The organism is Pauljensenia sp. UMB10120, assembly GCF_030212035.1.
In the GTDB taxonomy this organism is placed as follows: Bacteria; Actinomycetota; Actinomycetes; order Actinomycetales; family Actinomycetaceae; genus Pauljensenia; species Pauljensenia radingae_A.
In genome coordinates this window covers 74,209-86,506 of record NZ_JASODH010000003.1, presented here as the reverse complement: position 1 = coordinate 86,506, position 12,298 = coordinate 74,209, and the positions used below count along the sequence as shown (strand labels likewise).

The following is a 12,298-nucleotide window of genomic DNA, read 5'->3' as shown; positions in this document are numbered from 1 at the left end:
GCGCGCCGCCAGGTCGGTAGGATGACACCATGAATCGGACAGCACAATGGCACCGCTTGGGGCGCCTCATGTCCAGCGCGACCCTGGCCGGCCCGACCGTCAGCCATTCAGCTGCAGCGGCAACAGTAGGCAGACTACGCAGAGCAATTTCACGCACCAACCCCCTGCTTGCTGGCTTATCCAGCCTTCCCGAAGCTGCCGAGCACGTGGCCTCAGCGCCCGTGCTGATCGTGGATCGCCGCGCCGCCGTCCAAATCATTTCCCAGATCACTGACCAGTTCATTACCGCCGGACTGGACCTGACTGACCAGGCCCCCTCATCGCGATCCTTCCTTGCATCGCCTCTGACTACCCTGAGCGAAATCGGAGTGCTCCGCACCGTTGCGCCGCACGTGAAAGGAATTTGGGACCCATTCGGACAGCGACGCATCTTCATCGCACCCTCCGTTCTTGAAGCCGCCCAGCGCGGCACACTCGACCACAAGGATTTCAGCTCATGGGTAGCGATCCGTGCCGGACTGTGGGGCATCCTCTTCTCAGCCGCACCCTGGCTGCGTGACGAGCTGTCAATCACTGCCGCGAAGTTCCCCTCGTCCACAGCGCAGCTGGCCCGATTGGTCATGATGATGGACGGGATCGTGCGCGCGCAGATGGAACAGATTTCTCCGCGCCAGATCTCCTCGGCACGCTGGATCCGCAACAATGCGCCTGAGTCTGCCGGCATGACTGGGTTGATGGAGCTGCGGCGCCTGGGCGCATCCGTGCGTTCCATTGAGGCAGAACGTCAGGGAGCGTTCTCCTTTGCCCGCCACGTCGTCCTCGATGGTCAGGTCGCCACACTGTTGTCTGACCGTACCCATATGCCCACGCGCGAAGAGCTTGTCTCCTACGAATCGTGGCGCGACCGTGTCGTGTGAGTCCCGCGCCTCACAACTGGTTGGCTCGACCCCGACAGGTGCCGTCCGGCGATTGTCGCTGGCAACACGCCGCTGCCTGCAGCAGATCATAAACGAGGGCGTCCCGACCGCCGTTGTGGTTGGAGTATCCGGCGGACCAGACTCCCTGGCCTTGTTGGTAGTCGCCACCGACCTGTGCAGACGGTGGAATATCCCGGTAGCCGGTGTTTACGTTGATCACCACATTCGGCCTGAATCCTCCAACGAGGCCCGCCATGTGTATGACGTGGTGCAGTCTGTGGGCGCACATCCGGCAATTGTGGATGCTGACATGGAGGCGTATCGCGAAGGCGGACCAGAGGCTCGTGCACGTTCGGCGCGGCGGGACGCCCTTGTCCGCTATGCGACGCAATGGGCACGAGAAAGCGGCACGACAGCAGCGACGATTCTTCTCGGTCACACAATGGATGACCAGGCCGAGACAGTAATGCTGCGCCTGGCCCGCGGATCGGGTGCGCATTCTTTATCTGCTATGCGCAGGCGTGACCTGATGGAATGTGGTGGGGTAGCGATCACGTGGCTGCGGCCCCTGCTTGATCAGCGTCGCGTTGATACTCACCAGGTGTGTCGGGATCTGAAGCTCGCGTGGGTCGATGATCCGACCAATGCGGTCGATGGGCCGTGGCGTGCATCTGATGGCAGTGCGCTGCGTCGTGCTGCAGTGCGCCAGTGGGCACTGCCTGCACTGGAACGTGCGCTGGGAGTTGATCCGATTCCGGCGCTTGCACGAAGCGCCGACATGCTCGGAGAAGATGACGCCTATCTCAGCGCACAGGCCGGCGACCTGTTCGATGCGTGTGTGCGCGAAAGCGAGGGAGCTCGAGACGGACGGTCGTCGGAAGCTGAGGGCGTCCGGGGTGCAGAACGCGGGCAGGTAGATGCCTGTGAGCAGTCAGAGGACAATGACAGTGCTCGCGGCAAAGCTTCGCGTGGCCGCGGGCGACACTGGATCGTTGACTGCACCAAGTTGGCAGACCTGGCAGCTCCTATCCGCAGGCGCGTTTTGCACCGACTCCTGGCACAGGTGTCGAACTCACCAGGTTCCGTCTCTTCTGTCCACGTCAGGCAGCTTGACGAGATGGCGCTTAGCGGCGCTCACGGGACCCGTATCGACGTGCCGGGTGGGCACGCGAGGGCGGAGCGGTCCGGACCTCGTCGATCGATGCGACGCCTGATCGTGGAACGTGTCGAGTGAAGGCGAATCGCCAGCGCCGCTGGGTGGTGCAGCAAGTCAGCCGATAGCGAGACTGCCCACGTTGAGTGTCACCTTGAGCGCGAAATGTGGCACTCTTGGACTATTAGTCGTGTAACCGAGAGGAAGACCAGGCGCGTGGACGCTCAAGACATGGGTGAAGACCTCGAGAAGGTTCTCTTAACCGAGCAGCAGATCAGCGACAGGCTCGAGGAAATGGCGGCGCAGATTGACGCCGACTATGAGGGCGAAGAGATCTTGATGGTTGGTGTGCTGCGCGGCGCCATCATGGTGATGGCGGACCTGTCACGCAAGATTCACTGCCCCCTCGAAATGGACTGGATGGCAGTGTCGTCATACGGTTCCGGTACTCGATCATCGGGTGTGGTGCGGATCCTCAAAGACCTCGACACTGATGTTCACGGCCGTCACGTCCTCATCGTTGAAGACATCATCGACTCTGGACTGACACTGTCGTGGCTCAAGGACAACCTGGAGACGCGAGGCGCGGCCTCGGTGAAAATCGCAACCCTTTTGCGCAAGCCGGACGCGGTGAAAGTCGATGTCGATGTGACATATGTGGGATTCGATATTCCCAACGAGTTCGTCGTGGGATACGGACTCGACTTTGCTGAAAGCTACCGCCACCTGCCCTTCGTCGGCACCCTCGCACCTCACGTGTACGGCGGGACCGAACGGCACTGAGGCCGCGCGCGACCATCACGGAACTGACAAGAATATTCGGTAAAGGCAACTGCAGTGGCTGAAAAGAAAAAGAAGAAAATCAACTGGCTGTACGTGATCATCCCCGTGCTCGCGGTCATCATTCTTGCCTCCATGCTCGGAAGACTTTTCGGACCGTCAACTGTTGACACCTCTGAAGGGCTGAAGATCCTTGAAGGCAACACTGTTGAACGCGTCGTGGTCAATGACTCGACCCAGCAGATCAACCTCACGTTGTCCGAGCCGTACACGCACAAGGCAGTGGACGAGATGGACCGCGAGCGCAACCTCGGGACCCAAATCTCCTTTACCTACGTGCGTGCCCAGGCTGATGACATCTTGTCAACGGTGAAGGATCTGGAGCCGACGAAGGGGTGGAACGCGTACTACCCGCAGCCCAGCGCCTGGATGACGATGCTGCAGCTCTTCTTGCCGGTCCTGCTGATTTTCGCTCTGATCTGGTTCTTCGCATCACGCATGATGGGCACACGCATGATGGGCAGTTTCGGCCAGTCCCGCGTGCGCGAAATCAACCAGGAACGCCCTGATATCACATTTGATGATGTGGCCGGTGAAGATGAAGCCGTTGAGGAACTTGAAGAGATCCGTGAGTTCCTGGTCGCACCAGAAAAGTTTCATAAGGTCGGTGCGAAAATTCCGCGTGGCGTCATGCTGTACGGGCCTCCCGGAACAGGTAAGACACTGCTTGCCAAGGCAGTTGCCGGCGAGGCCAACGTGCCGTTCTTCTCCATTGCAGGCTCGGAGTTCATGGAACTGTATGTCGGCATGGGGGCCAAGCGTGTGCGCGACCTGTTTGATAAAGCCAAAGAATCGGCTCCTGCCATCGTTTTCGTCGACGAGATTGATGCAGTTGGGCGTCATCGCGGCTCCGGCATTGGCGGTGGAAACGATGAACGTGAGCAGACGCTGAACCAGCTGCTGGTTGAGCTCGACGGCTTCGATGAACGCACCAACGTCATCTTGATTGCCGCGACGAACCGACCTGACGTCCTCGACCCTGCCTTGCTGCGTCCGGGGCGTTTTGATCGCCAGATCGCAGTGGAGGCACCGGATCTGAAGGGCCGCGCTGCAATTCTGAAGGTTCACTCTCACGGCAAGCCGATGACGGACGATGTGGATCTGCAGCAGATCGCCAAACGCACCCCCGGTTTCACCGGCGCTGACCTGGCGAACGTGCTCAACGAGGCCGCATTGCTGACGGCCCGCTCGAATGCGGACCTCATTGACAATCGCGCGATCGACGAGGCCATTGACCGCGTCATCGCCGGCCCGCAAAAGCGTACCCGAGTGATGAATGATCACGATAAGGCAGTCACTGCCTACCATGAGGGTGGCCACGCGCTGTGCGCGGCGGCACTGCGCTATACGGATCCGGTGACAAAGGTGACGATCCTGCCGCGTGGACGCGCACTGGGCTACACGATGGTGATGCCAACTGAGGACCGTTTCAACAAGACACGCAACCAGCTGCTTGACGACCTCGTGTACTCGATGGGTGGCCGCGTTGCTGAAGAGCTGGTATTCCGTGACCCCTCGACAGGTGCCGCCAACGACATTGAGAAGGCGACGCAGTCCGCGCGTGCGATGGTGACGGATTACGGCATGTCGGATCGTGTCGGCCTGGTCAAACTCGGCCAGTCCAACACGGACCCGTTCGTGGGTCGCGAGATGGGACGAGGTGAAGGACGCGACGTGTCCGAAACACTGGCGGGCATCATTGACGAGGAAGTGCGCCGGCTCCTGGATGACGCGACGCGTGAAGCGTGGCAGATCCTGACGAAGAACCGTCATGTCCTTGACGACCTGGCGCAGCGCCTGCTCGACGAGGAAACCCTCAACGAAAAGGAACTGGCTCAGATCTTCGAACCTGTCATCAAGCAGCCGGAGCGAGAAGTCTGGAACTACCAGGCGGACGCTGCGATCGAAGGTGCCCGTTTTGGTGATCCGATCGGCGTGAACACCGAGGAGCCGCCCACCCAGCAGGCTCCCACCCTCGCCCCTGATACTCACGGCGAGCCTGCCTCGTCAACCCCGACGCCGGGGTCGACCACTGCGGGTGAACCCGTGGCACCACCCTCGACGGGCCCAGCAGCCGGCCCAGAGGCGGGGACGCAGCACTGATGTATGACCAAGCTGGTGTCGAACAGGCAATTCGCGACCTTCTGGTGGCAATTGGGGAGGACCCAGAGCGTGACGGGTTGAAAGACACACCTGCACGCATGGGCCGCTCCTTTAGGGAACTGGTCGGCGGCCTGGCTGAAGATCCGCGTGAGCACTTGCGCACGACCTTCACAACCGGGACGAATGAAATGGTGCTCGTCCGTGACATTGAGTTCTTCTCACTGTGCGAGCACCATCTGCTGCCCTTCCACGGCAAGGCCCACGTCGGCTACATCCCCTCTGACGGCACAGTCACCGGATTGTCGAAGCTGGCACGCCTTGTCGAGGGGTACGCACGCCGGCCCCAGGTGCAGGAACGCCTGACAAGTCAAATTGCCGACGCAATGGTGGAGATCCTGCACCCGCAGGGCGTTACCGTCATCCTCGAGGCCGAACATATGTGTATGACAATGCGCGGAGTTTCCAAGCCGGGCTGCTCCACCGTGACATCAGCGATGCGCGGCGTCATGAACAATGCCGCCACCCGCTCAGAGATGATGGCGCTGGTCATGAGGGGGCGGCCATGACTGAAACCGGGCGCACTCCTTTACTTCCAGATGGGATGACACTTCCGAGCGACCGCACCCTCGTCATGGGGATCCTCAACGTCACGCCCGACTCTTTTTCAGATGGCGGCCAGTGGAACGACACCGACCGTGCTCTCGATCATGCACACGCCATGCTCAACGCCGGTGCAGACCTCATCGACGTGGGGGGAGAATCAACACGGCCGCACTCTCAGCGCATCTCAGCTGACGAAGAATGGGACCGCATCGGCTCGGTCATTACTGCTTTGGCCGCCGAGGGGGTCGTTGTCTCCGTGGATACACTCCACGCCGCAACTGCCAGGCGTGCCGGCGAGGCGGGGGCAGCCATTATCAACGACGTGTCGGGAGGCTGTTTCGACCCGGATATGAATGACGTTGTGGCCAACACCGGCTGCGCGTATATCGTCCAGCACTGGAGAGGCCTGCCGGGTACCACTGGTGAATCATTCGACTACACCAATGTGGTCGAGGACGTTATCGCTGAAACGTGCGCACAGATCGACAAGGCTGTGGCTGCAGGGGTGGCACCCGAGCGAATCATCTTCGATCCAGGTTTAGGATTCTCATTGACGAACGAGCAATCATGGCTCATCGTTGACCATATGGAGCGCTTGAACGAATCCGGCTATCCTGTGCTCATCGGAGCGTCGCGCAAGCGTTTCCTTGCCCACTCACATCCAGACGGGCCGGACGCAGCTACCCTTGAGGTGACGCGTCAGGCGATTGAGGCGAATATGTGGGCGGTGCGCGTGCATCACGTGGACGATCATGCCACGATGGTTCGAAGCACTTGCCGCTAGGAGGAGAGATGGCACGGAAGCTGGACATCATCACCTTACGAGGCTTGAGCGCAGCCGGACGGCACGGAGTATTCGACTCCGAACGCCAATCAGAACAGCCTTTCCACGTTGACATCTCCCTGTGGGTAGACACCACCGAAGCAGCCCACTCCGACGACATCGACCAGACAGTGTCCTACGCGGACATAGCTGAAGAAGCAGTCGCCGTTTTGTCCGGGCCTTCTGTGTCCCTGCTCGAAACACTGGCGCAGCGCGTAGCCGATGCCGCTCTGGCGCATCCGCGCGTCGAAGGCGTGGAAGTGACCGTCCATAAGCCGATGGCACCGCTGGCCCAGCAATTCTCGGATGTCCTTGTCACGATTCGCCGCGGCACGTGCGATGAGGCACCGCTGCATGTCGAAACGTTGCAGCGAGCCGATGAAGCTGAGGATGCTCGCGGCCCCCTCGAAAAATCCAGTCCGACATTGCCGCCCCTGCCACCGGTGCCCGCATCGTTGGTGCAGCGTCCGGTAGCTGACAACACCTCCGCTGTACGTGAGCATCCGGGCGAGGCTAAGACAGCCGGCAGCTCTAACAGGAGAGTGGACTACGCGATAGTGCTGCCACCGCGTCGCACCTCCACCTACCAGCCTCACGGACTGGATGATGCCGCGCAAACTCGTCACGTTGTCCTTGCTTTGGGCGGCAACGAAGGCAATGTGCCCGTCACGCTGGCCGCCGCCGTCGGCAAGCTCATTGACTTGGACGGTTTTGAAGTTGATAACGTGTCGCCGCTGCTGCGTACCCAGGCAGTCATTGACGAGGGGACAGCCCCGCAGCGCGATTACTGGAATGCCGTTGTGCTTGGACGCACGACGCTCGACGCTGAAGAGCTGCTCTTACGGTGCCAGGGCTTCGAAGCCGAGTTGGGCAGAGTGCGCCACGAACACTGGGGGCCGCGCACAGTGGACATCGACATCGTCACCGTGGAAGGCACGACGTGCCATACACCCACGCTGACCCTGCCTCATCCATACGTACATCAGCGCGCGTTTGTCCTTGTTCCCTGGAATATGGCCGATCCGCTTGCAGAACTGGTGGATGCGCACGGCAATGCCACATCCGTTGCTCAACTCGCATTAGCTGCACCGGATCGCAACGGAATACGCGATGCGGTGACAGACTGGTTGGACGATCCAGCCAGCGTCATGGACGAATCGGATCGTGTCCTTGCCTCACAGGTGGATGAACCGCTGTCGAAACTTGATCTGTTGCCACCGGAATCCAAGATCGGGCTGCGTCCCAGCGAATCCGGTACGGATGTCCTGTGGCGCAATCTGTGGAAACAGTGGCAAAGCTCGCCCCTCGACAATTCTGAACGCCATGAACAGGCCGAAGCGCCTGCCCAAGCGTCAAGCGACGTGCCCACCGACGTGTCAGCCGACGCTTTACCAACGCCGCCTGCGCCCAGTGACGCAGCAAGGCGCGAGCAGGACGACGTGCCCGCTGAAGCGCCAGTCGACGAGCCAGCCGACCTGCCGGCCGACCAGCCAATCAACGAGTCAGCCGATGAGCCGCTTGCCGCCGACGAACCAGTGGCCGGGTCGCAGCAGGGCGGATACGAATTGCCGGAGCCACCCGTTGCCTCCACGCGTGAGGATATGTCGGACACATCGGAGATCATGATCCCTTCATCCCTGCTTCGGCACCGCTCTGTACGGTGGGTGCCTGTGCGTTCGGAGCACAACTCAGGCGAGGGGGAGCGCGCCCACACCGACGCTGAATCTGACCCTGATGCCGGCGCCGATGATCCTGTGCCTGAGGGTGATACTCGTGGTAGACGAGGCGCAGCCTCTCGGAGTACGAGCCGACGCGGGAAGGCGCATGTTCCTGCGCTGCCGGACTGGAATTTCCAGTCTTCCTCCCCGGCGCGCATTATCGACGATGCGGACGAGGCACCCGTGCGGCGCCGTTCAATCCTCGATCCACATATCGCTGACCAGTTCCCACATGGGCCACTGCCAGACGATGAGACAACGACCACTTCGGTGGTGCGTGGACGAACAGTGCGACCGACGGTGACGGGGCATATCCCTGTCATCAGGCGCGATGAGGGACAGGCTCAATGAAACCTGTGTCAGTCGCTCACCTCATCGTTATCGCTGTGGTTTCGGCTGTATGTGGTGCGGTGGTCAACTCCCTGCTCATCCAACGTGGGCTCTCACCCCTTCTGGTGTCCTACTTCCTGGCGATCCTGTATCTGCTGATCTCCGCACTACTGGGCTACTACGGTGTGTTGGTGCGTCGGTGGCGCGCACGCAAGAGTGACAGGATCGACGCACTGACCGCTGCTCGCGTGGCCGTCACAGCCCGCTCCTGCGCATATGTGGGGTCAGGTTCTGTGGGTATTTTTGTTGGCATCCTTCTGCCGTGCCTGGCGCGCATCGACGCACCCGCAATGCAGATGTGTGTGACGCGATCACTGGTCGCCGCAGTGGCGGCCTTGGCATTGACTGTGATCGCATTGATTGTTGAACGCTGGTGTGTTGTGGACATGTCAGATGACGACGATTCAAATGCGTCGCAGGCCTCACGGTCAGCAAGCCCCGCGTAGACGCACACCGAGCACTGCAAGCGCCGCGCAGGCACGCTCATGAGTGACGAACCGGCGTGGCACCGGCTTCCCATCGAGCCTGGAACGGTAGCGTCGTATTTATGAAGTCATCTGTGCGTCGCCGTCGTAATCCGTGGCCGCGCCGCATCATTTCGACCACGGTGTTGCTCCTGATCGTTGTGGCGCTTGTCGCGGGCCTCGTGACGCTCATCTCTCGAGCGATCGGACCGGAAAGCCGGCGGGCAGGGCAGGTGCAAACAGCGGTGCAGTCCGGTCAGACCGCACACGCGCAATCGGGCGACACATATGCACAGTCGGGCCAGGGTTCACAGTCAGGTGCCACCGTCGGCGGTGTGCCTGTGTGCGACCCGCAGTCATTTCAGGCCACCATCGCCCTTGGCGCATCGCCAGTCCTGATCGGGCAGGGCACCTCGTTCGACGTCACGTTCACCAACAAGAGCAACCGTCAGTGCTTCACGACATTCGATCAGGCAGGTCTGCTGGTCGACACAGGTGGGTACACGGTATACGACACGACCTCATGCGAATCCCAGTCAGGGCAGGTCCCATTGCTGTTCGGACCTCATCAGTCATGGACGGGGCACATAGCCTGGGATGGGCGAATCTACGACGCATCCTGCCAGGCCGTGGACACTGACTCCGATGGGAAAGCAGATATCGCGGATGCCGGCGGGTATACGGCGCGACTCTCATTCGCAGGTCGCGTCCTGACAAAGACACCCTTGACGTTCGAGGTGCGCTATGAGTAAGTGCCGATGTTCCTGGTGCTACCAGCCGACGATTCCTGACAGTGCCATAGCCTGCTGACGTTCCAGATTCTCCACGATCAGACCAGCGCGATACGGGCCAATGCCTTCAATGCGTTGAAGATCTTCCGTACTTGCTTCGCGCAGTTCTGACAACGATGTGAACTCAGAGGCGATCACCTTAATGATGCTCCACGGCAGATGGGGAACCATCGACAGTGCGCGTATGCCGCGCGGCTGAATGGCGTTATCCAGGTCAGACATGTCGGCAACGTGCAGTCCCAGAACGTTTGCAATGGCAGTCAGATCGACCAGCTTGTCACCCTCCAGGGTGGACAGGTGTGATTCGGCGCGCGCAATTTCTGACGTGTGCCGGATGTAGTCGCGCAGAACCAGGGCACGTTCAGAGGCAGAGCCGCGCACCAGGTCATCCACCTGCAGGGCGAGGAGACGCCCATTGGAGCCCAGCTCTTCAAGGTACCCGTTGATTTCAGAGGTGATGCGCCTGATCATCTCCATGCGTTGCATCACCGTGGCAACATCACGCACCGTTGCAGAATCGCGCATCTCCAAAATCGTCAGGGTCTGCAGGACCTCGTCGAGGCGCTGCGAATAGCGGTCCAGAGTATCCACAGCCAGATTTGTTCGCGACAACAGTGTTTCCGGCTCGTCGACCGAGTGGTGCAGTGCGCCGACATAAATGGAGATCAGACGCATGGATGCCGACAGTGACAGCACGGGCACGCCAGTCTGGCGTGCGGTGCGTTGCGCAGTGCGATGACGCATACCTGATTCATTGGTGGGGATGGACGGATCAGGAAGCAACTGAACGTTGGCTCGCTTGATGCGCCATGAATCGGCCTCGAGAATCACTGCGCCATCCATCTTGCACAGTTCGCGCAGTGCCGAGGCGGAAAACTCGACATCGAGTTCGAAACCACCCGAACACATCGCTTCAATCTCAGGAGTCATCCCCATGACAATGAGAGCACCGGTGTGTGAACGCTGGATACGATCCAGCCCCTCACGCAAAGCGGTGCCAGGAGCGATCGCCTGAAGCGCGCCACGCAACGTCGCCTCATCGGATGTCATCGCGCACCTTCCTTCTTTCAAGTCACCCTACCTGCAGTTTACGGCAGTCCGACACGAACGCCAGTGGCTAGATCACTGACCGGAAAGATTTCGATACCGTCGACGGGCCGAACGTCGTCAGCTCCGCGCGCAGGGATAACAGCGTGCGTCAAACCCAGACGCGCTGCCTCTTGCAATCTGCGTTGTACTCCCACGCACGCGCGTACCTCACCGGTCAGACCCACCTCACCGAAAACGACGAGGTTATCTCTCAGCGGCTCGCCACGGTAGGCCGACACGATTGACAGTGCACACGCCAAATCGACCGCAGGCTCGCTGGCTTTCGCGCCACCTACCGTCGACACGTAGACATCTTCCGACGACGTGTCCAACCCCAGGCGCGCCTGCAAAACCGCCAGAATCATGGCGACACGGGAATGATCCACTCCGGCGGTTGTCCTGCGTGGTGATCCGCCCGCGCTCGCAGCGACCAGCGCCTGCACTTCCAATGGCATCGGTCGGCGCCCCTCCAGCGTGATCGTGGTGCACGAGCCAGGCACATGCAGCCCGTTCGATGACAAGAACAGGCCGGACGGGTCAGCAAGCCCGCGGATGCCCGTATCGGTCAGCTCAAAACATCCGACCTCATCGGTCGGCCCGTAGCGGTTCTTCACAGCGCGCAGCAGACGCAGGCGATTGTGCCGGTCACCCTCGAACTGACAGACCACATCAACGAGGTGCTCCAGAATGCGTGGGCCGGCAATGCCGCCATCCTTGGTGACGTGCCCGACCAACAGCACAGGCATGTTGCGTTCCTTGGCCAGCCTGATCAGCGCCGCAGTGACCGCACGAACCTGCGTGACACCGCCTGCCGCACCCTGCTCATCGCGTGAGTAAGCCGTCTGAACGGAATCCACAATCAGCAGTGAAGGAGATTGCGCTTGAACGTGACCGGCGATCACGGCCACGTCAGCCTCGTCAGCAAGCAGCAGGGCATCATCCAGTGCGCCGATACGGGCTGCGCGGTTGCGCACCTGGGAAGCGGACTCCTCACCCGTGATGTACAGAACCGGCCCGTCACCATTGCGCCGCGCCAGCGCGGCGGCGCGTGAGGCAACATCGAGCAAAAGCGTCGATTTACCCACCCCAGGTTCACCGGCCAGCAACACCACCGCACCGGGGACAATTCCACCGCCAAGGACACGGTCAAGCTCACTGACGCCTGTCGATCGGCAGTCAGCGGCGTGAGCGTCCACCTGCACAATGGGCTGAGCTTGACGCGAAGGCGTGGCGGTAGCCGGCAGCAGCGCGGAGGGACGGCCAGCTTCTTCCAGTGTGCCCCACTCATGGCACTGACGACACTGACCGACCCACTTCGGGGACGTCCATCCGCACTCAGTGCATTCGAAGGTGGTTTTGTCTTTCGCCATGGTCACACGATAAAGGTCGTCATGTGCATCTGGAGAC

The 12,298-nt window shown here is 60.9% G+C and carries 11 protein-coding genes; 9 read left to right on the top strand and 2 right to left on the bottom strand.

Annotated features, from left to right (window positions below; translation table 11 throughout):
- The first annotated feature begins 29 nt into the window (after positions 1-29).
- The 9 genes from QP093_RS03865 to QP093_RS03825 all read left to right on the top strand — a co-directional run bounded on the left by QP093_RS03865 (position 30) and on the right by QP093_RS03825 (position 9,763).
- Positions 30-917, top strand: a complete 888-nt coding sequence (locus QP093_RS03865) for a zinc-dependent metalloprotease (RefSeq protein ID WP_083314334.1) — start codon at positions 30-32, stop codon at positions 915-917.
- Positions 907-2,151 (top strand): tRNA lysidine(34) synthetase TilS, encoded by a 1,245-nt coding sequence (gene tilS / locus QP093_RS03860; protein WP_285014808.1) that lies wholly within the window; start codon positions 907-909, stop codon positions 2,149-2,151. The genes QP093_RS03865 and tilS overlap by 11 nt, the downstream gene beginning before the upstream one ends.
- Positions 2,152-2,286: 135 nt before the next feature.
- The gene (gene hpt, locus QP093_RS03855; protein WP_058237226.1) at positions 2,287-2,853 is read left to right on the top strand and encodes a hypoxanthine phosphoribosyltransferase; all 567 of its coding nucleotides are present in this window, start codon (positions 2,287-2,289) and stop codon (positions 2,851-2,853) included.
- Between the two features lie 54 nt (positions 2,854-2,907).
- Positions 2,908-5,013, top strand: coding sequence for an ATP-dependent zinc metalloprotease FtsH (ftsH, locus tag QP093_RS03850; RefSeq protein ID WP_285014806.1), 2,106 nt, complete (start codon positions 2,908-2,910; stop codon positions 5,011-5,013).
- Positions 5,010-5,579 carry a GTP cyclohydrolase I FolE gene (folE, locus tag QP093_RS03845; protein ID WP_058237224.1) on the top strand — a complete coding sequence of 190 codons (570 nt, stop codon included), beginning with the start codon at positions 5,010-5,012 and terminating at the stop codon, positions 5,577-5,579. Before ftsH ends, folE begins: the two co-directional genes overlap by 4 nt.
- Positions 5,576-6,400 carry a dihydropteroate synthase gene (gene folP, locus QP093_RS03840; protein ID WP_285014805.1) on the top strand — a complete coding sequence of 275 codons (825 nt, stop codon included), beginning with the start codon at positions 5,576-5,578 and terminating at the stop codon, positions 6,398-6,400. Before folE ends, folP begins: the two co-directional genes overlap by 4 nt.
- Positions 6,401-6,408: 8 nt before the next feature.
- Positions 6,409-8,508: a dihydroneopterin aldolase gene (gene folB, locus QP093_RS03835; protein ID WP_285014803.1), complete on the top strand. Its 2,100-nt coding sequence runs from the start codon at positions 6,409-6,411 to the stop codon at positions 8,506-8,508.
- On the top strand, positions 8,505-8,993 hold the full coding sequence (locus tag QP093_RS03830; RefSeq protein ID WP_285014802.1) for a DUF3180 domain-containing protein: 489 nt from the start codon (positions 8,505-8,507) through the stop codon (positions 8,991-8,993). The genes folB and QP093_RS03830 overlap by 4 nt, the downstream gene beginning before the upstream one ends.
- 101 nt (positions 8,994-9,094) lie before the next feature.
- The gene (locus QP093_RS03825; protein ID WP_070725335.1) at positions 9,095-9,763 is read left to right on the top strand and encodes a hypothetical protein; all 669 of its coding nucleotides are present in this window, start codon (positions 9,095-9,097) and stop codon (positions 9,761-9,763) included.
- 18 nt (positions 9,764-9,781) lie between these two features.
- On the opposite strand, the gene disA is transcribed toward QP093_RS03825, so the two are convergent.
- Both disA and radA read right to left on the bottom strand, forming a co-directional pair.
- Positions 9,782-10,852 (bottom strand): DNA integrity scanning diadenylate cyclase DisA, encoded by a 1,071-nt coding sequence (gene disA, locus QP093_RS03820; protein ID WP_070725337.1) that lies wholly within the window; start codon positions 10,850-10,852, stop codon positions 9,782-9,784.
- A 38-nt stretch (positions 10,853-10,890) separates the two neighbouring features.
- Positions 10,891-12,261, bottom strand: coding sequence for a DNA repair protein RadA (radA, locus tag QP093_RS03815; RefSeq protein ID WP_092649142.1), 1,371 nt, complete (start codon positions 12,259-12,261; stop codon positions 10,891-10,893).
- Positions 12,262-12,298: the final 37 nt, after the last annotated feature.